Source organism: Thiovibrio sp. JS02 (assembly GCF_053485635.1).
Genome location: NZ_CM130715.1, coordinates 2,344,604 through 2,365,866 on the forward strand (window position 1 = coordinate 2,344,604; position 21,263 = coordinate 2,365,866).

General features: G+C 56.4%; 18 protein-coding genes. 7 read left to right on the top strand and 11 right to left on the bottom strand.

All coding sequences use genetic code 11. From position 1 onward, the window contains the following. Window positions 1-59 precede the first annotated feature (59 nt). From sat to ACUUL3_RS10740, 6 genes are all read right to left on the bottom strand, one after another. A complete protein-coding gene (gene sat / locus ACUUL3_RS10715) occupies window positions 60-1,337 on the bottom strand; it encodes a sulfate adenylyltransferase (protein ID WP_448551210.1) in 1,278 nt (425 codons plus the stop codon). A gap of 378 nt (window positions 1,338-1,715) precedes the next feature. After that, window positions 1,716-2,135 (bottom strand): flagellar protein FlaG, encoded by a 420-nt coding sequence (locus tag ACUUL3_RS10720; protein ID WP_448551212.1) that lies wholly within the window; start codon window positions 2,133-2,135, stop codon window positions 1,716-1,718. Window positions 2,136-2,170: 35 nt separating this feature from the next. Continuing rightward, window positions 2,171-2,584 carry a hypothetical protein gene (locus ACUUL3_RS10725; RefSeq protein WP_448551214.1) on the bottom strand — a complete coding sequence of 138 codons (414 nt, stop codon included), beginning with the start codon at window positions 2,582-2,584 and terminating at the stop codon, window positions 2,171-2,173. Window positions 2,585-2,645: 61 nt separating this feature from the next. Continuing rightward, window positions 2,646-3,128: a flagellar export chaperone FliS gene (gene fliS / locus ACUUL3_RS10730; protein ID WP_448551216.1), complete on the bottom strand. Its 483-nt coding sequence runs from the start codon at window positions 3,126-3,128 to the stop codon at window positions 2,646-2,648. A gap of 46 nt (window positions 3,129-3,174) precedes the next feature. Next, window positions 3,175-4,563: a flagellar filament capping protein FliD gene (fliD, locus tag ACUUL3_RS10735; RefSeq protein ID WP_448551218.1), complete on the bottom strand. Its 1,389-nt coding sequence runs from the start codon at window positions 4,561-4,563 to the stop codon at window positions 3,175-3,177. A gap of 201 nt (window positions 4,564-4,764) precedes the next feature. Beyond that, a complete protein-coding gene (locus ACUUL3_RS10740) occupies window positions 4,765-7,209 on the bottom strand; it encodes a flagellin N-terminal helical domain-containing protein (RefSeq protein WP_448551220.1) in 2,445 nt (814 codons plus the stop codon). Window positions 7,210-7,765: 556 nt separating this feature from the next. Here ACUUL3_RS10740 and ACUUL3_RS10745 point away from each other — a divergent pair. From ACUUL3_RS10745 to ACUUL3_RS10775, 7 genes are all read left to right on the top strand, one after another. Further along, window positions 7,766-10,657, top strand: a complete 2,892-nt coding sequence (locus ACUUL3_RS10745) for a 6-hydroxymethylpterin diphosphokinase MptE-like protein (protein ID WP_448551222.1) — start codon at window positions 7,766-7,768, stop codon at window positions 10,655-10,657. A 63-nt stretch (window positions 10,658-10,720) separates the two neighbouring features. After that, window positions 10,721-11,713, top strand: coding sequence for an NAD-dependent 4,6-dehydratase LegB (locus tag ACUUL3_RS10750; RefSeq protein WP_448551224.1), 993 nt, complete (start codon window positions 10,721-10,723; stop codon window positions 11,711-11,713). Beyond that, window positions 11,706-12,845 carry a LegC family aminotransferase gene (locus ACUUL3_RS10755; RefSeq protein ID WP_448551226.1) on the top strand — a complete coding sequence of 380 codons (1,140 nt, stop codon included), beginning with the start codon at window positions 11,706-11,708 and terminating at the stop codon, window positions 12,843-12,845. Before ACUUL3_RS10750 ends, ACUUL3_RS10755 begins: the two co-directional genes overlap by 8 nt. Then, window positions 12,842-13,456 (top strand): acetyltransferase, encoded by a 615-nt coding sequence (locus ACUUL3_RS10760; RefSeq protein WP_448551228.1) that lies wholly within the window; start codon window positions 12,842-12,844, stop codon window positions 13,454-13,456. The genes ACUUL3_RS10755 and ACUUL3_RS10760 overlap by 4 nt, the downstream gene beginning before the upstream one ends. Then, a complete protein-coding gene (neuB, locus tag ACUUL3_RS10765; RefSeq protein WP_448551230.1) occupies window positions 13,453-14,469 on the top strand; it encodes an N-acetylneuraminate synthase in 1,017 nt (338 codons plus the stop codon). The genes ACUUL3_RS10760 and neuB overlap by 4 nt, the downstream gene beginning before the upstream one ends. Before the next feature lie 6 nt (window positions 14,470-14,475). Next, window positions 14,476-15,645 carry a UDP-N-acetylglucosamine 2-epimerase gene (gene neuC / locus ACUUL3_RS10770; protein ID WP_448551232.1) on the top strand — a complete coding sequence of 390 codons (1,170 nt, stop codon included), beginning with the start codon at window positions 14,476-14,478 and terminating at the stop codon, window positions 15,643-15,645. A gap of 8 nt (window positions 15,646-15,653) precedes the next feature. Next, a complete protein-coding gene (locus ACUUL3_RS10775; RefSeq protein ID WP_448551234.1) occupies window positions 15,654-16,721 on the top strand; it encodes a nucleotidyltransferase family protein in 1,068 nt (355 codons plus the stop codon). A gap of 55 nt (window positions 16,722-16,776) precedes the next feature. Here ACUUL3_RS10775 and ACUUL3_RS10780 read toward each other — a convergent pair whose 3' ends face one another. From ACUUL3_RS10780 to ACUUL3_RS10800, 5 genes are all read right to left on the bottom strand, one after another. Then, complete coding sequence (locus tag ACUUL3_RS10780) at window positions 16,777-17,517, bottom strand: cytidylyltransferase domain-containing protein (RefSeq protein ID WP_448551236.1); 741 nt, start codon at window positions 17,515-17,517, stop codon at window positions 16,777-16,779. Further along, window positions 17,514-18,527 carry an N-acetylneuraminate synthase family protein gene (locus tag ACUUL3_RS10785; protein ID WP_448551238.1) on the bottom strand — a complete coding sequence of 338 codons (1,014 nt, stop codon included), beginning with the start codon at window positions 18,525-18,527 and terminating at the stop codon, window positions 17,514-17,516. Before ACUUL3_RS10785 ends, ACUUL3_RS10780 begins: the two co-directional genes overlap by 4 nt. A gap of 120 nt (window positions 18,528-18,647) precedes the next feature. Further along, window positions 18,648-19,517 carry a hypothetical protein gene (locus tag ACUUL3_RS10790; RefSeq protein WP_448551240.1) on the bottom strand — a complete coding sequence of 290 codons (870 nt, stop codon included), beginning with the start codon at window positions 19,515-19,517 and terminating at the stop codon, window positions 18,648-18,650. 16 nt (window positions 19,518-19,533) lie between these two features. Beyond that, window positions 19,534-20,430 (bottom strand): TIGR00180 family glycosyltransferase, encoded by an 897-nt coding sequence (locus tag ACUUL3_RS10795; protein ID WP_448551242.1) that lies wholly within the window; start codon window positions 20,428-20,430, stop codon window positions 19,534-19,536. A gap of 68 nt (window positions 20,431-20,498) precedes the next feature. After that, entirely contained in the window at window positions 20,499-21,263 is a 765-nt protein-coding gene (locus tag ACUUL3_RS10800; protein WP_448551244.1) for a cephalosporin hydroxylase family protein, read from the bottom strand.

The window sequence follows — 21,263 nt, forward strand, 5'->3', positions numbered from 1 at the left end:
AGGAGATGCCGACAAGCGGCATCTCCTTTTTTCGCAATAACTATCTGAGCAGGATCAGATTACATCTTGGCGCCGGAAGCGGCACCCTGCATCTTCACCTCAACCTTTTCGGTCAGATTCTGGTAGTACTCCTTCAGGATCACGAGAACCTCGTCGCGGCCGAAGTGAGGCACGATCTCGGCGCCCTCGGAAAGAGCCTTACGCAGCTTGGTGCCGGAAAGGATAACGCGATCTTCCTTGGAATGCGGGCAGGTACGCAGAGAAGCCATGCCGTCGCACTTGTGGCAGTAGAAAGTCCAGTCGATCTTCAGCGGCTGGCACTGCAGGGCCTTGCCCGGGTCAGCGGGATGCGGGATGCGGTCGAAGATTTCCTGGGCCTCGAACAGACCGTAGAAATCGCCAACGCCGGCATGGTCACGGCCGATGATCATCTTGGTGATGCCGTAGTTCTGACGAAAGGTTGCATGGAGCAGGGCCTCGCGGGGACCGGCATAACGCATATCCAGGGGGTAACCGGCCTGGATGACGTTGTCTTTTACAAAGTAGTGCTCAACCAGGCAATCGATGGCCTTCACGCGAACGTTGGCCGGGATGTCGCCCTTCTTCAGGTTGCCGATCAGGGAGTGGATCAGTACGCCGTCGCACACCTCGATGGCGATCTTGGCCAGGAACTCATGGGAACGGTGCATGGGGTTACGAAGCTGCAGGGCGGCAACGTCCTTCCAGCCGCGCTCTTCGAACATGGCGCGGGTCTCGGCCGGGGTCAGGTATACACCCTTGTACTCGGCGGGATATTCACCCTCGGAAAGAACCTTTACCGGACCGGCCAGGTTGAATTCCTTCTGGTTCATGACCATCTGTACACCCGGGTGATCCTTGAGCGCGATCTCCCAGAACTTGTCGTCGGCAGACTCCTCGCCCTTGCCCTTGAAGACCTTCTCACACTCCCACTTCTTGTCGGACTCGCTCATCTCGAACTTCTCGCTGACCTTCATGGTGGCGTAAACCACGCCGTCACGCTCAAGGGCGATCTCGTCACCGACATTGATTGCATCGGCATCAGCCTTGGAGACGTCCAGGGTGATGGGCAGGGGCCAGAAGGTGCCGTTGGCCAGGGTGAAGTTTTCGCAAACGCTTTTCCAATCAGCCTTGGTCATGAAGCCGTCCAGCGGAGAAAAACCGCCGATGCCCATCATGATGAGGTCGCCTTTGGCGCGGGCGCTGATCTGGATCTTCTTGAGGCCTTTGGCTTTTTCCTGCTCGGCGTTAAGCTCGTTACCGTGCAGCAGACAGCAAACCAGACCTTTTCCACCATGGGGAGCTACTAATTTAGACATGATCGAGTCTCCTTTTGTCCATTTAGTAATTAAAAATAGTATTGGAAGAATGCACAATTGCACAATGAACACACATTCAGTTTGTCGGACAGGTATACGAAAGCCCCTGGGAATTGTCAAGGAAAAAAGTCGGGGAAAAAACCGAAACGCGCTCTCCCTTTCCCGCCCAAGGAACGCCACGCTTTCCCGAAGCTGCCAACAACAAAAAAGCCCCGTTCAGGGGGCTCATTGCGTCATTATCTTTACCATGGAATGGAGAAGGAAAAACAGGGAGTTTTTGGGTGGACGCACCTGGGGCGTCCGCTATAACCGTCTTTCCTTAAAAAGGAGGTTACAGGCCGAAAAGCGCCGATCTCGACTCGGGAAAAGCGGGGTGGGTTATGCCTGCTCGTCGAAAAGCAGCCCGCTCAACTCCTGCAGTTTTTTGCGCAGCTTCAACACTTCCTCGGAAGGAAACTGTTTGACCAGCTCGCCGCTCTGCCGATCGGTGACCTTGACCACGACCGCCTCGGGCTCCTTGCTGAGCGTAAAATTGAGCCGTGTGCCCATGGCGTCCAGGCGATTCTGGATCTCCTCGACCGCTTTTTTCAGCTCCTCGGCATTGACCGCGCCCTGCTTCTTCTCTTCTTCCCGGCTTCTGCGGTGCAATTCCTTCTCGCCCAGAGCCGATCTGGTCGATTCCGTACCGCCGGCCACCGGGGCAACCTGGGGTTTTACCCGGTCTTCCCGCTCAACGGCGGGCACCACCGTTGTTGCTACGCCAATTCCCTTGACTTCGCTGTTTACGCTGACATCCATGACAAACCTCCTACCAGATAATCCACGTTCCCCTACTACATCCTGTTGCTGAGGTACTTTGGCCGGGGGACCAAGCCTCTGTTTATGCTATACCCCTGCAATGCTCCCCTTCCTCTCCGCATTGCATCGAGCTGGGCCCGAAGGTCGTTTTTTTTCGCCTCCACGCTCCGGCGCAAGGCGTTTTCCCTGCGCAGCAACTCCTGGATCATTTCCCGCAGCTCGGCAAGAAACACCTTTTCCACCGGAAAATCCCCGCCGTGCACGGATTCAAGCGCCAGCGCCAGCGCCATGAACCTTTCTTCCCGTTCGCTCTGCCAGGCAAGACAATTCTTGCAGTTCCCCTCGGCCAAGGCCGCGAGGTGTTCCGCCTGCATTCGGGCAAAGGCAGCCACTGCCGTCAGCACATCCTCTCTTGCCCCGCAGAGCATATTCTCGGAAAAATCGCCCATAGTATTTCCCCCACCGGCTCTACCCCGGGAGGGAGCAGATCCCCCTCCCGGAACGCGCTTCTCAGATGGAAACGGAAAGTCCTCCTGCCATTGCCACCTGAGGCGCAGAAACCCCATGTCCCTCCCGCTCTCTTCCCATCTGGGCGGCGACCCCAAGACCCTCTTCGCGCATGGCGGTATCTTCCCAGATATCCTTCAGCCTTTTCAAGTAATTATAACTCTGTCGAAGGATCTTCACATTCTCTTCTCCGGCCATGGAAGCCTTGGGAAGCTCCATGAGAATGGCGCCATACAGGCCCCGCAAAAATTGGGCCGCCTCGGATTCATCCTCGGACTTGACGGAAGCACTCAGTTCGGTAACGATGGCGATCGCCTTGCTCAGGTTCTCCCCGCGTTTGCGCGGATTATTTTCCCTGATCCCGACTTCGGCCTGCTCAAGGTGCATCAGAACCCGCTCATACAGCATATGGATCAGTCTCACGGGGTGAATTTCGGCATGCTTCTCTGTTTTCCGATAAGCACTTACGACCTGCTGTCCGACCATGTAATGCCTCCTCTGTTGAACTTGAATATATGCACTGCGCCTATCCTCAGTCTTTTGAGCCGGACAACAACTTGCCCAGACTGTCAAACTGACTGCTGAGATAATCAGACAAGGAAGTCATCTTGTTCATATAGCTGTCCAGATCCACGAACTGCCTTGTCAGCATGTCATACCGCTTGTTGAGCCGCTCCGTCTCCGACTCTATTTGCAGCTCAAGGCTGTCGATGCGGGTCTGGGCGGCGGTTTTCTCCGCTTCGACCAGGCCGGTGCCGCCGGTCAACCCGCGGAGAGTCTCATTGACGTAATCGGCAAAGCCCTCGATATCCTCCTCGGCGTCACCGAGAAAAAAAGCCTCCACGCTGCTCCGGTTATCGGTAACCGCGGCGGAAAGGGTTTCCTCGTCGATGCTGATGGTACCGTCGCGGTTGAACTCGAGGCCCAGGTCGAACATGGTCTTCACCTTGCCGGCACTGTCCGCCGTAATGGTGCGGGTCATCATGTTCTGCAGGGTGTAGGGCAGATCCCGCATGGTGGTGCGGGCCAGCAACCCGAACTTCTCGGTCTCCTGATCGTACCCTGTATTGGCCTTGATCTCCTGCACCGTATCATTGTATGCAGTCACAAAGCCCTTGATCACATCCGTCAAATCCGTATCGGCATTGCTCACCGCAACGGAGGAACTGCCGACGCCCTTCAGTTCCAGGTTCACCCCGGTGAGCACATCGCTGACGGTGTTGCTCTGCCGCTGGTAGAGGATGCCGTTCACGGTGAGCTCCGCGTTCAGGTTATCGCCGCTCTCCCCCTGCACGGCCATGGCCAGATCGGGCAGCTGCGCCGAAATGCTGATCTCGTTATCCCGCCCCGTGCCTTCTGTCTGCAGAACCAGCTTGTAGGGGTCGATGGCTGAACCATCGTTGATCACCGTGGCGGTGACCCCGGGATTATCCTCGCTCTCATTGATGAGGGTGGCCAGCTGCGTCAGGGTGGTGCCATCCGGCACGGTTATGGTCACATTGGAGCCGGAGCCCAGCTTAAAGACAAAGGCCTGATCGGAGCCCTGCGTATTCACGCTGGCGTCCGTCGCGCTCACCCCGGCCGAAATAAAGGTGCTCTGGCTTGCCAATCTTCCCACGGAAACCGTGGCGCTCTGGGCCGTGGTGCCGTCGGCGGCCGTGGCGGTGAGCACGGTTTCGTCGGAACTGGTGACGGTACGGCCGAGGAAGGTTGAAGAGAGGGAAAGGGTCAGTGCCGAACTTTTCATCTCCAGCAGCTTGTTCTTGACAACGGTGAACTTGTCGAGCTGCTGGGTCAGTTCGGTGACGGCATCCTTTTTCCTGGTGATGAGTTGCTCATCCACCTCGCGAAGCTGATCGAGGATGCTCTGCAACTCCAGGCCCGAGCCGACTCCCAGTGCTGATACCGAACCGCTGGCCATGACTGACAACCTCCTTGGCAGATGCGAAAAAGCCCGGTTTGGGAACTATTTTTCGCGTAAAAACACATTCCTTCAAATACCGTATCGGCACCTTTCCGGGCACTCTTAATTATTTTTGCAAAAAAAGAGGGGCAACAGCCCGAAAGCTGTTGCCCCCCAAGTTTTGGTTAAGGGATAAACCCCACCAACGATACGGCCAGCTTATCCTTGCAGCAGGCTGAGAACAGTCTGCGAGCTTGCATTGGCCTGGGCCATGGCAAAGGAGCTTGCCTGGGTCAGGATCTGCATCTTGGAGAAGTTGGCTGATTCTTCAGCAAAGTCAACGTCGCGGATGGAAGATTCAGCCGCGGAGATGTTAACCCTGGTGGTGGAGATGTTGGCAATGGTGCTGGTCAGCTGGTTCTGTACAGAACCGAGGTCGGACCGCGTCTTGTCCAACGACTTCAGGGCAGAGTCCGCAATGGCGATGGCGATCTGCGCCCCTTCCTGGGTGGTCACATCCACGTCGGAGAGCCGATAGGCCTGGGCCGCGGAGGTGGCGGATTCGACGGTGTCGGCAACCCGAGCGCTGTTCACGGCAATCTGGGTGCCAGCCTGCAGGATGGATCCGCCCTTCACGACCATGTCGCTCTCAAGCCTTACGCCGCTGCCGGTAACGATATCACGGGTCAAAGTGGTGCCGGCCGCAAAGACGGTACCATTTTCATCGTAGATATCATTGGTCAGAGTGGTGCCGGCCGCAATGGTCGAGCCACTGTCAATGAGCGATCCGGCAGCGAGAACCATGCTCTTGTCAGCCGCCACGGTCTCGTCTTCCCGCAAGGCATAGGTGGAACCGAGGGAAGAACCGTTCGCGATGATGGAACCAGCACCAAGCTCACTGCCGACTTCGAGGGTCATATTGGCCGTCACCGTACCATTACCACTCATGAACGCCGTGGCAAAGTAAGATCCGGTCGCCAGTGTTGACCCGGACTCGATGGAGCTGTTTCTGGTTACCGTCATATCGGCACTCAGAGTCGTGGCGCCCTCCGTGACGAGATCCTGACCAATCTTGGAACCACTCTTCAGGATGGAGTCCGCTTCAATGGTCGAACCACTGGCAACGGTTGCCGATGCCGCCAGAGTCAAGCCACCGGTTTTAACGCTGGCGCCACTGGTTACATAGGTATTCCCGCCGCTGAGTACCACGGAACCATCGGCTGCACCGGACAAGAAGGCGGTGACATCGCCAGCGAACATCGAGCCGGATTCCACATAGGTTCCGGAAATCAGCTGAGATCCCGCGGCGAGGGTTGAGTCGCCAACAGTCGCGGCCGCATCAGCATTCAGTTTCACATCACCGGTCAGGGTGGAACCACAACCAATGGTGGAACCGGAAATAATAATGGAGCCAGCGCCAACCACGTTGGCGTCGGTGGTCATACCGGCCACGGGCCCGCCTTCCAGGGTAAACGCGCCCTGAACGACAGTGCCGGAAGCCAACGCGGTGCCAGAGGCAAGATAAGTCCCGGCGGTCATAACCGATACTGAGGTCGTGGCACCGGAAACACCGGATACAGCAACCAAGCCGTCGGCAGAGGACACGGCAATACCGGCCTGGGCTTCCTGGTCGGTAATGACGATCTCACCTGCGCCAGCCTGTTTGAGCTTGATCTCGCCCAGAGTGGACATGCTGGAGCCGCCCAGAACCGCGGTGGTGTTGGTATCCTGGGTTACCTGGATGGCACGGCCGTCGGTGGAGGTCAGGGTCAGCTGGCCAGCGGAATCAACAGAGGCAAGAACGCCATGCTGGTCGGTCTTGGCATTGATGGAGGCAACGAGGGCGCCGTTGGCGTCGTTCTCCTGCACGGTCAAGGAACCGATGGTCACGCCGTTGATGGCGAAGGAAGAATCGGTGGTGCCGGCGGCGACATTGCTGCTGCCGGTGGAAACAACGGATGCTTCCGCGGAAATACCAAGCACGTCGCTCAACTTGTTGATGGCGTCGGCAACGGCGGCCAGGCTGTGGTCGCGGGTGTTGTCGTAGGCGATCTCAACGGAGTTGAGGGAGTAGGTCTGGTTCTGCAGGTTGCTGTACAGGTTCAGCTTGGCAGTGCCTTCACCGCCAAAGGTCAGATTGGAGGTGGAGATATGGCCGACCTTGGTGGACTCGGTGGAACCGATGGAGATACTGACGGTTTCACCGGAGTAGGCGCCAACCTGGAACTTCTTGTTGGTGAAGTTGCCGGAAAGAAGCTTCTGGTTGTTGAAAGCGGTGGTCTTGGCGATGATGTCCAACTCTTCCATCAACTTGTTGATGTCGGACTGGATCGCCTTACGGGACTCGGTGGTCTGCCCGTCCTGGGCAGCCTGAATCGCCTTGGTCTTGATGGTGTTGACGATGTTGATGGACTCTTCCAGGGCGCCATCAGCGGTCTGCACCATGGAAATACCGTCGTTGGCGTTCCGGATCGCCTGGCCGAGGCCCAGAGCCTGGGACTTCAGGGAGTCGGCGATGGCCATGCCGGAAGCGTCGTCGGCAGCCTTGTTGATACGCAGACCAGAGGACAGTTTCTCAAGTGAAGAGGAGAGACCATTGTCGTTCTTGATCATGTTCTTGTGGGCGTTCAACGCGGCCACGTTAGTGTTAATTCGAAGTGCCATAATGTAATTCCTCCATGATGAGTTGCCAGCGGGAAATCCTTTCCCCGTTGTCTTGATAAGGCAGGGCCATTCCTGCCTGCACTAAAATAATTACTTCATGTATTGCGCGGCTCGAAGCATCACCTCCTCGACTCTCTGTGCCGTTAGCCAGCCTTGAGATTCCACTCCAATTCACATTACGTATCGACCCGGAGGGGGATTACTTGAACAGTTTATTTGCCGGAATGAAAAAAATCCCTCTCCCCATGGTATGGCCTGTAACCAGCGGAATACGCCGCCGAAAGAACGGAAAAACCGCGCGGGACGCCATCATTTTTTTGACGGCGCAAACGGGTTCATTGACGGTTTTTTTCGGAAAAAAGCGCAAAAAAAGTCCTCCGTGAAAAACTATCAACTATAGTGTAATGATGAGGCCCCCCCGGAAGAGAACGGACGGCGCGCACGGGAAAGAGCACCCCCCGGCCTTCCAGACGGGCCACTGCAAACATGGCATGATTATTGCTTACTTTCTCGGAAACAGATTTCAAACACCGCCCAAACACAAAAGAATGAGAGCATGATGACAAACGGACTTCCGGATTATTTCGAAGCCAACCTCGCCTTACTGCGAAAAAACCATCCCGGCATCTGGCAGCAGCTCACCACCACGCCCCCCGAGCCCTTGGGCAAAGTTTTCCCCGCGGCAGACGGCAAACTCTGCCTTGACATCGATAACGGGGAAGGGAACGTCGTCAAACTGCATGACGAAAAGCATCCCGAGGGAGAAATCTCTTTTTTCCTGGGAGAGATTCCGGAAGAGCACACCGGCTTCGTGGCTCTCCTTGGCATGGGACTCGGCTATACACCCACAGCAATTTTGCGGGAAAGACACCATCTGCAATACCTGGCAATTTTTGAACTGGAACCCGGCATATTCCTGCAGGCCCTCCGCCATATGGATCTTTCCGAACTCCTTTCCGACCCCAGACTCATTTTAAGCGTGGGAGCGGATATCGACATGAATAAAACGCTCGCCCCGGCCAGCAGAACCATCCAGCTTGAAACCTCGCAAATTTTTTACCACCGCGCATCCTTCAATTCCAACCAGACAACCTATAAGAAACTGAAGGATCAAGTGTATGCCCATATCAATACACTCAATATCGGCGGCACAACCACTCGGGCTTTGGGCCGGGATTTCCTCACCAACCGCTTCCAGCATATCACCACCATCCATCACGATCTTTTGCTTGAATCGCTGCAGAACACCTTTGCCGGCACGCCGGCAATTCTGGTGGCGGGCGGGCCTTCCCTGGACAAAAATATCCACCTGCTCAAAAGCGCCCAGAAAAAGGCGGTGATCCTCGCGGTGGACACGGTGCTTCCCGCCCTGCTCAACAATGGGATCCACCCCCATTTCCTCACCTCCATTGATCCCAACAACCTCACCTATGAAAAATTTGCCGATGTGGCCCCGGGGGCAACGGGCATCTCGCTCATCTGCTCCTCCTGGGTCAACCGGAAAACCCCGAAAATATTTCCGGCGGAACACACCTTCTGGGTCTTTACGGCAAATCCTCTGGAGGCATGGCTCAACTCGTTGCTGGGCGGTACGCTTTTCACCACCGGGGCAAGCACCGTGGCACACCTCAATCTTATTGCCGCCCATCTCCTTGGCTGCAATCCCATCATTTTTGTCGGCCAGGATCTGGCCTATCCGGGAAAAACCAGCCATGCAAAAGGTTCCGTTCTCCACAGCAACCCCCAGGAAACGGGGCCATCCCAGACGGAAGGCCTGACGGTACTGGGAATAGACGGATCCATGCTGCGAACAGACCGTTCCTTCTTGAGCATGAAGCATCATTTCGAGTCAATCATCGCCAAAACCCCGGATATCCGTTATATCAACGCCACGGAAGGAGGGGCGCACATTGAAGGCACGGAAACCATCACCCTGCAGGAAGCGCTGGACAGGGAGTGTGCGAGGGAAGAAAACCCCATCGGAAAAATAAGGGCATGCACATCGGAAATCCCTCCTCTCAGCCCGCAAAAACTGCACGCGGAATTCCGCAAAATCCTGAAGGAGACCTCCGCGCTCCGCAAACATATCGACAAGGCGGATACCCTCAGCAGAACGGTGCTCGCCAAACTTACACGTCTCAAGAAGGATGGGGCGCCTGTCCGCTCCTTTACCATGCTTCCGAAACAGATCCAGAGGACGATTAACGAAATCGACGCCCTGCACAAGAAGCTGGACGGCGCGACAAAAATCTGGCGTCTGCTTGAAGAGATAACCATGGAAGGCCTCAAGGAGAGTGAACGGCGGCGGCAGGCGATCTCCCTTCTTGCCAGGAATCCGGATACCTATTCGGAATGGCTGCAGGAAAATCTTGACCGCTTCCTTGAAATCAACAGAATCAGAATCGAAACCCTGGACCTCTTCACGGAAAACCTGAGCACGCTCCTCACCTTCCATGAACAGGAGGTCGCCTGCCTCAAAAAAATCGCCGATGCCGATCAGGCCGCCCAGGCCCGCCTTGCCCTGGCGCGATTGTATCTCGACTCCGGCAACTATTCCCTGGCCTTGCCGGTGGTGGAAAAGCTTTGCGCGGACATGCCCGATTGCGGGGAGGCCTTTTTTCAACTGGGCTGCATTCTCTCCCAGCGCACCGAACACGAGAGAGCAGCGGAATGCTTCGACAGGGCCGTTTCCCTCTCCCCGGAACTTGCTTCTGGTATCGAGGCGTTCCACCGGCGGCTTGGCGACGAGTACCTCACCTTTGTCCAGTACTTTAAAAAACAGGCAGGTCGCGCCCCCAGTCTCAGATACATGCTCCGCAAGGGGTTGCGATATGCCCCGGATCACCCGGCGCTTCGCCAGGAATTGGCGGAAGCCCTCGGCAAGGATCTGGAACAGATCCGCAGCTGCCTCGCCCGGGAAAAATACGAGGAGGCGGCGCCGCTCGCCGCCGAGTGGCATGACTATCTGTTGAGGAATGAGGCGATAGCCGCTGACCTTACCCCGGAACTCACCTCCGAACTCTTTGCGAGTCTCGGCAAAATACAGGCCGCGGAGAACATGCTGCGCGAAGCCCTGGCGAGCTTCCGGAAGGCGCTGGAATTTTCCCCGGACAATTCAAGCCTGCTGCTGCTGTGCATGGAAACCTGCTTTGCTCTGGGGGACTTTCCCAACGGCATCGCCACCCTCAACCGGGCCATTGAAATCGACCGGGCCGCGGCCGCATACTGGGAGCAGATCGGGGACAGCCTGCAGGCCGCAGGCCAGAACGACGATGCCGTGGCCGCATACGAACGCTGCTATCTGCATCTTCCGGAAAAAATCAACCTGCTCAAGAAAATCGGCGATTGCTACATGGCGACCGGAAAACTTGAAGCTGCCAAGGAAGCCTATCTCCACCTGAAAAACAAGATGCAAACGATTGACACGACGACAACCGGCGTGCAATAGTTGACAGCGCAGCATCCATTAAGCCAGGCAGCAACTGGCGCAGACAGCGAAGATATACATCCCATGAATATTGCAAGCAAAACAGTTCTGGTCACCGGCGCGGACGGCTTCATCGGCTCGCATCTCACCGAGATGCTGGCCAAAAAAGGAGCGAGGGTAAAAGCCCTGAGCCAATACAACTCCTTCAATTACTGGGGCTGGCTGGAAGACATCGACTGCCTGAATGAGATCGAAGTGCTTACCGGCGATATCCGCGACCCGCATTACTGCAAACACATCACCAGGGGCGTTGATGTCGTCTTCCACCTGGCGGCCCTGATTGCCATCCCCTACTCCTATGTGGCGCCGGACAGCTATGTGGACACCAACGTCAAGGGCACCCTCAACATCTGCCAGGCCGCCAAGGAAAACGGCTGCGAAAAAGTCATCCACACCTCCACCTCGGAGGTGTACGGCACGGCCCAATATGTGCCCATCGACGAAAAGCACCCCCTGCAGCCGCAATCGCCATACAGCGCCTCAAAGATCGGGGCGGACTGCATGGCGATGAGCTTCTTCAACGCCTTCGAACTGCCGGTGACCATCGCCCGGCCCTTCAACACTTACGGGCCCCGCCAATCCGCCCGGGCGATCATCCCCACCATCATCACCCAGATCGCCAAGGGCGCAACGCAGCTGAAGCTTGGCGATCTCACCCCCACCCGCGATCTCAATTACGTCACCGACACCTGCCGCGGCTTCATCGCCCTGGCGGAATGCGACCAGTGCATCGGCGAAACCGTCAACATCGGTTCGAACTACGAGGTGACCATGGCCCAGGTGGTTGACGAGATCAAGTCGATCATGGGCAGCAAGGTTACGATCATCACCGAACAGCAGCGGTTGCGGCCGGCAAAATCAGAGGTTTTCCGCCTCTGGTGCGACAACGGGAAAATCCACGCCCTGACCGGTTTCAAGCCGGAGCACACTCTCCGCCAGGGCCTTGAAAAAACCATCAACTGGTTCGCTGATCCGGCAAGACTCAACATGTACAAGGCGCACATCTACAATGTTTGATCAGGTCATCGCCAAGATCCGCTCCCTTTTTCCGGGCCGGGATTTCATCCCCCTGCACGAACCGAGATTCATCGGCCGGGAAAAGGAGTATGTCGCCGCCACCATCGACTCGACCTTTGTCTCCTCTGTCGGCAAGTTTGTCGATCGTTTTGAGGAGATGATGCGCGATTACACCGGCGCAGGGTATGCGGTCGCCACCGTAAACGGCACCTCGGCCCTGCACGCCGCCCTGCTGGTTGCAGGGGTGACGGCAGGAGACGAGGTCATCACCCAGCCCCTCACCTTTATCGCCACGGCAAACGCCATTTCCTACTGCGGGGCGCAGCCGGTTTTTCTCGATGTGGACCGCGACACCCTGGGCCTTTCCCCCGCCGCCCTCGACGCCTTTCTCAAAGAACACACCGAGCAGCGCGACGGCACCTGCCGCAACAAACGCACCGGCAGAAGGATAAGCGCCTGCGTGCCCATGCACACCTTCGGCCTTCCCTGCCGGATCGAGGCGCTTGTCGAAATATGCCGCAACCACAACCTGACCCTTGTTGAAGACGCGGCCGAATCCCTGGGCAGCACCCGGGCGGGCAAACAGACCGGCACCTTCGGGGTTCTCGGCGCTTACAGCTTCAACGGCAACAAAACCATCACCTGCGGGGGCGGCGGCGCCATCGTCACCAACGACAAGGCCCTGGCCGCGCATGCCAAACATCTCACCACCACGGCCAAAAAACCGCATCCCTACCTCTACGAGCATGACGAGGTGGGATACAATTACCGGATGCCGAACCTCAACGCGGCTCTGGCCTGCGCCCAGCTTGAGAATCTCGACCGTTTCCTCGCCGACAAGCGGGAACTGGCAACGGCATACAGGGAATTTTTCAACCGCCAGGCAATGGCCTTTGTCGTTGAGCCTGAAGACACGAAGGCAAACTACTGGCTCAACGCCATCCTGCTTGAAAACCTCGCGACCCGCGACCTGTTCCTTGCCGAAAGCAACCAGGCCGGCGTACAGACCCGCCCGGCCTGGACCCTGCTCAACCAACTTGCCATCTACGGCCACTGCCAGACAGACGCGCTCGCCAACGCAACCTGGCTGGCGGAGAGAATAGTCAACATCCCGAGCAGTGTACGGTTATGAAGGAAGCCCTTATTCTCATCGGCGGCGGCGGCCACTGCAAGTCCTGCATCGATGTCGTCGAGCAGGAAGGCCGCTATGCCATCGCCGGCATCCTCGACAAGCCTGAATTGGCGGGGAAACGGATCTTCGGCTATCCGTTCATCGGCACGGACGAAGACATTGCCGCGCTTGCCGCCGATCATCACTTTCTCGTCACGGTGGGGCAGATCAAAAGCCCGGCGATCCGGCTTGCCATTTTCCAGCGGCTCAAAGAGGCCGGCGCGAAGCTCGCCAGCATCGTCTCGCCCAGGGCCTACCTTTCCGCCCATGCCCGCCTCGGCGAAGGCAGCATCGTCATGCACGGGGCCACGGTCAATGCCGCCGCCAGCATCGGCGACAACTGCATCATCAACTCCCACGCCCTGATCGAGCACGACGCGATTGTCCACGATCACTGCCACATCGCCACCGGCGCCATCATCAACGGCGGGGTGGTTATAGGCGAGCAGACCTTCATCGGCAGCCGGGCAATGACCAGGGAATACATCGCCATCGGAGCAAAATCCTTTGTGGCCGGAGGGATGAACGTGTACCGGGATCTCCCGGAGGCAAGCAGGGTCAGGCCAACATGAAACCCACGCAGAATCAGGTGTTCATCATTGCCGAGGCAGGCGTAAACCACAACGGCGACCTGGGGCTTGCCAGGCAACTTGTCGAGGCCGCGGCAGCAGCCGGCGCCGATGCGGTGAAATTTCAGACCTTCCGGGCGGAAAATCTGGTGGCGGCCTCGGCTCCCAAGGCCGCCTACCAGCAGAAAACCACCGGCGCCGACGAATCCCAGCTTGAGATGCTCAAAAAACTGGAGCTTTCCCAGGCAGACTTCATTGCCCTGCAGAAGCACTGCGCCGCGCACGGCATCCTCTTCATGTCCACCCCCTTTGATCTGGAAAGCATCGATTTCCTGGCAGGCCTGGGGCTTACGACATTCAAGATTCCATCCGGGGAACTCACCAACCTGCCCTACCTGCGAAAACTCGGCGGCCTGGGCAAAAAACTGATCCTCTCCACCGGCATGGCCGACCTGGCCGAAGTGCAGGCGGCGGTGGCAGCCCTGTTGCAGGCAGGCACCCTGCCGGAACGGCTCGCCGTGCTCCACTGCAACACCGAGTATCCAACCCCTTACGAAGACGTCAACCTGAGGGTGATGGAAACCCTGCGCAACGATCTGCGCCTCAGGGTAGGATATTCGGATCACACCCTGGGCATCGAGGTACCCATCGCCGCGGTGGCCCTGGGCGCCGAGATCATAGAAAAACACTTCACCCTGGACAAGACCATGCCCGGCCCTGACCATCAGGCTTCCCTGGAGCCTGCGGAACTGAGGCAGATGGTCCAGGCCATCCGCCACATCGAAACCGCCCTGGGCCGGAAGGAAAAGAAGCCGACCCCCTCGGAGCTGCACAACCGGGCCGTTGCCCGTAAAAGCATTGTGGCGGCGCAAGCGATCCGCAAGGGAGAAATCCTGAACGATCAAAATCTCACGGTCAAGCGGCCCGGCACCGGGATCTCCCCCATGCAGTGGGATCAGGTGATCGGCAGGGCGGCCCCCCGCGACTTTGGCAAAGACGAACTCATAACCCTATAGACAATTATGCGAAAAATTTGCGTATTCACAGGCACCCGCGCCGATTACGGCCTGCTTCAGCCCCTGATGCGGGAGATCGCCGAATCTCCGGAACTGGAGCTGCAGGTGCTCGCCAGCGGCATGCACCTCTCGCCGGAATTCGGCGACACCTACCGGGAAATCGAGAATGACGGCTTTAAAATCGATGCCAGGGCGGAAATACTGCTCAGCTCCGACACACCCGTGGGTATTGCCAAGTCCACCGGCCTTGGCCTGATCAACTACAGCGAAACCATAACCCGCCTGCAACCGGATCTGGTGGTTATCCTGGGCGACCGCTTCGAAGCCTTCGCCATGGCCGCCTCCGCGGTGATCTGCAAGATCCCGGTCGCCCATCTCCACGGCGGCGAGCTCTCCTTCGGCGTCATGGACGAGGCCTTCCGCCATGCGATCAGCAAAATGAGCCATCTCCACTTCACCAGCACCGAGGAGTACCGGCAAAGGGTGATTCAGCTGGGGGAGGATCCGGCCAGGGTCTTTCAGGTCGGGGCACCGGGAATCGAGAACATCAGAAAGCTGCGCTTGCTGGACAAAGAGGCGCTGGCAAGGGCGATAGACTTTCCCCTCAACACCGACTACGCCCTCGTCACCTTCCACCCGGTGACCCTGGCGGCGCAGGGGTGCGAAGAACAATTCCGCGCACTTCTCGCCGCCCTCGACAGCCTGCCCGGCCTTGCGCTCATCTTCACCAAGGCAAACGCCGACACCGACGGCAGGATCATCAACAAACTCATCGACCGGTATACGCAAGACAACGCCCGCGCCATCGCCTTCACCTCCATGGGCCAACTGCGCTACTTGAGCGCCATGCGACACGCGGCCCTGGTGATCGGCAACTCGTCGAGCGGCATCATCGAGGCGCCGAGCTTCGGGGTGCCGACCGTCAACATCGGCGACCGGCAAAAGGGCAGAATCCGGGCGAAAAGCGTCATCGACTGCGCCCCGACCAGGGACGCCATCGCCGGTGCCCTGACCGAAGGCATGTCTCCGGAATTCAGGGCCAGGGCCCGCCAGACGGAAAACCCTTATGAAAGGCCTGACACAGCAAGGAATATCTGTAAAATACTCAAAGAGTACGATCTGGACGGCATCATAAAAAAAGAATTTTATGACCTTCCGCACCAGCGTCAGCAATGAGGTGATCCATGCATAAAGATTGGGAAAAATCCCTGGTTCCGCCCTCGATGTCCATCATCGAGGTGATGCGCCTTATCGACAAAATCGCCCTGCAGATAGCCCTGGTCACCGACGAAGACCGCAAATTGCTTGGCACCGTCACGGATGGCGATATCCGCCGCGCCATCCTCAAGGGCGGCTCCCTTGAGGATCCCGTCGAAAACGTGATGAACAAAAGGCCCACCGCCTTCAGGGCCGACGAAAGCAGGGAAGACATGCTGGTGGCCATGCGGCTCCTGAAAATCTCCAAGGTGCCGGTGGTGGACAACCAAAACCGGGTGGTCGGCCTTGAAATTCTCGAAGAACTCCTTCGCCCCACCCCAAAGGACAATCCCGTGGTGCTCATGGCAGGCGGCCTGGGAACCCGCCTGGGTTCTCTTACGGAAAACTGCCCGAAACCGCTGCTCAAGGTGGGCAACCAGCCCGTGCTGCAGACCATCCTGGAAAGCTTTGCGGCATACGGGTTTCACCGCTTTTACCTTTCGGTGAACTACAAGGCCGAGATGATCGAGAACTACTTCGGGGACGGCTCGCGCTGGAACGTCTCCATCAAGTACATCCGCGAGACCAAGCGCATGGGAACGGCAGGGGCGCTCGGCCTGCTGCCGGAAAAACCGGACATGCCATTCTTCGTCATGAACGGCGACATCCTGACCAAGGTCAACTTTCTCCAGCTCCTCGATTTCCACATCGATCACCGGGCCGCCGCCACCATGTGCGCCTTCAAGTATGACCTGCAGATCCCCTACGGCGTTTTGAAGGTCGACAAGCAGCGTCTGGTTGAGATCACCGAAAAACCCGTGCAGAGCTTTTTTGTCAACGCAGGCATCTACGTGCTGGACCCGGGCGTGCTCGCCCACATCCCGACCGATTCCTTCTTTGACATGCCCAGCCTGTTCGAGACCCTCATCGCCGACAGGCAGGAGGCAGCGGTCTTCCCCATCCGGGAGTACTGGCTCGATATCGGCCGAATGAGCGATTTTGAACAAGCGCAAACGGAATTCTCGGAAATATTCGGAGAAAGAAACGGAGACTGACGCGAAAAAACAGAAGAAACCGACAGGGAAGAAGGCATCCTCTTCCCTGTTGGTTTTATACCTTGAGGGCGATGGGCTTGCCGGGCTTCTGCTCGACGTTCCGGTTAAGCTCCAGGAGCTCCGGTTTTTCCTCGCAGAGGGCGATGATCCGCTCAAGACTGAAAACCTTGCCCGGCTCGTAACAGTGGGCGAAAATCTCCGAAATCAAGGCGAAATCCTCCGGAGTGTCAACGGTCAACCGCAGGTCCGGCCTGCGGAGACGTGCCTCCTTCACCGCCAAGGTTCCGCACCTGAAAAGCCCGGTCTGGGTGAAGTAGCCGCCCCAGACTTCGGTGTCCATCTCATCCTTGATTTCGCAGGCTTTGACCATGGCCGGATAGGAGAGGGCGTAACTGAAGGTCCCGAAGGGAAGACCGCTGATATTACTGAAATCATTGTTGTTTTCAACATGAAAATCCACCAGCTTGTCGATATACACCGGATCGACAAAGGGATTATCCGCGGTGCAGCTCACCACCAGATCAACATTGTTTTCCGCGGCGGCATTGGTCAAACGCAAGAGAACATCGTCCGGGTGGCCGCGATAAAATTTCACCCCTTCCTCCCGGGCGATTTTCACCAACGGGTCGTCCTGCTCCGCCGGCGAGGTGCAGATGATTATTTCCTGGGGCCGCCTGGCCAGCTTGAGACGATCAAGCAGGTGACAGATGAGCGGACGGCCCTCAATGAGTTTGATGGCCTTCAGAGGCAGACGGGTGGACTTGAGACGGGCGGTCACCAGAATGGCGGTCTTCATTGGAGATCCTCCTCTGTGAGGCAGGCGTATCTGGCCACCGGTTTCTTCAATGTGCGCCCCACCAGCCTCTCCGCCTGATCCGGTGGCAACCCCAATGTTTCCGCCCGCATGAAGAGCAGGTCTTCTTTCCCGACGACGCTGCCGGCAGCCAGATCCTTTCCCGCCACCAGGCTCTTCTTGGAATATTTGCGATACTTGGCCTCGGCTTCGCTGAAAGGCTTTGGCACCGCAATGCCCTGCGCCGCCTCGATCTCGCGGACCATATCGACAAACTTCACAAATTCGTCGGGATTTAAAGCGGACTCGTGATCGATGCCCTTGAAGCCGCGATCATGGGTGATGTGCTTTTCCAGGATATCCACCCCCATGCCAACCGCGGCGGCCGGTAGCCAGAAGGCGCCATCCGCATTGGCATCGCTGTGATCCTGATAGCCGATGGGAAGCTCGAAAAGATTTTTCAGCTTCATCATATAGCGCAGATGGATCCCATTGGTGGGCGTGGGAAAGCTCTGGTAGCCGTACATCAGCCAGATGGGCGTCTCTGGAGAGGCGGCCCTGATCCAGACAATGGCGTTTTCAATCTCAACCAGGGTCGAGGCCCCGACACTGAGATCAATCCGCCTCCCGGTCCTGGACACCTCGTCCAATAGGAGCGGGTTGGAAAGATCCGCCGAGTGGATCTTGTAGGCATCCACCCCGATGGTCTCGGCAAAGGCAAGACTCTTGGTTTCATAGATGCAGGCAATGATCTCCATGCCGGGATACTGCTTGCGGACATACCGGGCCAGCTCCGCCCAGGCTTCCTGGCTCAGCTCGATGCGGGAGAGCAGCTCATAACTCGGATGCTGCGGCACCACCATGTCCTTGAGCGACCAGATCTGAAACTGGATGGCATCGGCCCCGGCGCGGCCCGCCCCATCGATGATTTTTTTGGCCAAGGCCGGGTCGCCCTCGTGGGAGCAGGCCATTTCCGCAATGATGTATGTTCGGGGAAAATTATCAGAACACATGATATTACCTCTGGTCAGAAATCCTAACAGCCCGTTTAAAAACGGGCGACCGACGACACGGGATGTGTAGCCGAATTTTGCCGCACTGAAAGAGTCAGGGATGGCTTTTTCAAGAGACTGCTAAGAAAAATCCTTTTTCAAAAACAACAAAAGATTTTGATAATCCACCGATCCGGCGGCAAACATTTTCTGCCGCAGCTTCTCCACACATTGAAAGATCGGCTCACGGGCGTCTTTCATATTTACATAAAAAATGGGAAACAATATATCCTGTTGCGCAAAATATTTTGAGACTTGGTCAATCCCGAAGAGAAATATCGCTCGTTTATCTCTGATAATCGACGAAAAGGGGGATACCTGCAAAAACTCCACGAACCGTTCACGACTTTCATAAACCAGATACAGAGGGAATGAGGCTGCAACATATTCAGATGCATCACCTGTAAACTGCACGTTGAGGTATTTTCCAATTTCGTTGACGGAAAATTCATTTTTGAGCAGGTATACAGTAGGCTCTTCCTTTACTTTACCATTTGCCCTGGGTGAAAAATCAATATCAAACAAAAAATTTCCAACTGAAGAATCAAATACAGCATACCTACTTTCCGAGTATGGAATGAATCTGTAAACCAACGCCGAAAAATCCGGGAAAGAGTCAAATTTGCAATCATCAGAGCCACAAAAAGCAATTACGTTTTCATTATATTGCTTTTGAAAAACCATTTCATTGGGCTGATAATAAGCCCCCATAATTATCTGCTCGATATCGGAACACATGAATTTTGCCTTGTGGCAGTGCACGTAAAGCTCAAGTGCTGCGGCATAATCACCTGTTCTGAACAAAAAACCCGCCGTCTGAAAAGGAACAATGGGGTTATCCTGACCGAATTGCTCAAGGAGACTCTCATAGCAGGATCTCGCCTCCTCGGTTGCCCCACTTTCTTCGAGATACTGAACTTTTGCCAACATTACAGGGAGGTCTGCTTGCATTTGTCACCGGTACAGTTCAGTTGCTGATTTTTAACGCCTGAAAGCGGGCCAGCATTTCCGCAGTGGTAATCCTCTGCCCAAAAAAGGCGGCGAAAGCAAAATCAACGGCATCGGCCACCTTTTCAGAAGCATACCTGTCAGCTGCCGGCAAAGACCGGATGATGGATTTTTTCAGTTTATTGTATCGCTCTGAAAATCCTTCATCGAGAACATACTTTGCGTACACGACATACTTATCAGGCGGCGCAGGGACGAATCGCCTGGCCTGATAGAAGCTTTCCAGCCTTTTAAGTTTACCGTGCAGCAGAGGAATCGCGCTCACCAGGATCTCGAAGGAAACATAATCTTCGAACGGTGTGCCGTTGGCAACGATCTCCGCAAAGCTTTTTTTCAATAGTTGCGTCCGATTGACGGCGTAATAGGTTGGCGCCGTATACGCGGAGAAAAAAGAAAACAGTCGCGCAAGCGGAGAGCTTTCCTCAACGGAATTCGACCCGTACGTTTTATTATGCTTCAGGTCGCCCTGCGGACTGAAATTAAACCCCACGTATTGACCATGAGCTATGGCATAGTCGGGATATTTATGCAAAAAGCAGACGCTTTCCCAAAAGCCCTTGGGATTTAATATGTCATCATCCCCCAGGATGGTAACGGTTTCCGTGATGACCTCATTGAGTCCATTCAATATGCGCTGCAAATAGGAAACCTCGGGCCCGTACCTCAGATATTCAACGGAATACCTCGCACAGCTTGACTGGTTTGCCGCTCTCTCGTTTTTCCGGTCGGAGCCGTCCAGAACAATAATTCGGACAAGAGAATGGTTGAAATTGCCGGCCAGGTAATGGACCAGTTTTTCCAAGTCTCCCGCGCGATTGCATGTTGGCACCAGTATCGTTGTCGGATCAATCGTCATCTGCTTTGGACTCTTTCCACAAATACGTTGCGAAACCCTTTCCGCCTTTTCCACACCGGGCGGCGATATCACTGTTTTCGCAACCAGGCCTTCGGCCAATGGGTAATGTTTTCAGAAAGTTCGCTTTCGTTGAAAAGCCACGGCGGCTGCTCCAGCACGAAATCCGAATGCTTCGCTTGAAATTCGACAGCCGCCTCCGCGGGATTGTCCCACTTCCACTCGGCGGCTCCTCGCGGCACATCAAACAGATCAAACATAATCCCATCAGTGGCAACGATATATGAACCAGACGTCACAAGATCGTGGTAGGCTTCAAGTTCAGCCAGCACATGCTGCCGGCTATGATTCGAGTCGAGGATGACCAGCACTTTCTCTCCGGGTTTCACATGGGATTTTACCTGCGCGACAACGTCGCTGGCCGTGGAGCTGCCCTCAATCAGGGTGATGAGCGGAAACAGAGGATGCTCTTCAATTGCCTGCCGGTTATGCGGTCGAATCTCGATATCAACCCCGATAATCCGACCTTTCCCCATCACCCGGCAGAGGCTGGCATAATAAATCAACGACCCGCCATGCGCTATTCCGGTTTCAACGATCACATCCGGCTGCACCCTGTAGAGCACCTCCTGCATCCGCAGCATATCCTCCGGAAGCTGAATAATCGGGCGCCCCATCCAGCTGAAGGTGTACTGGTACTTTTGGCTCCAACCGGTTTTCACCCACTGCCTGGAGAGCAACTCAAACGCCTCTTTGCCGTAGAGGTCAAAACACGTCTCTACTCCATCAGCATCCTTTACAATCGTGTTTTTGGAAGTATCGATAATAAGCTTCAT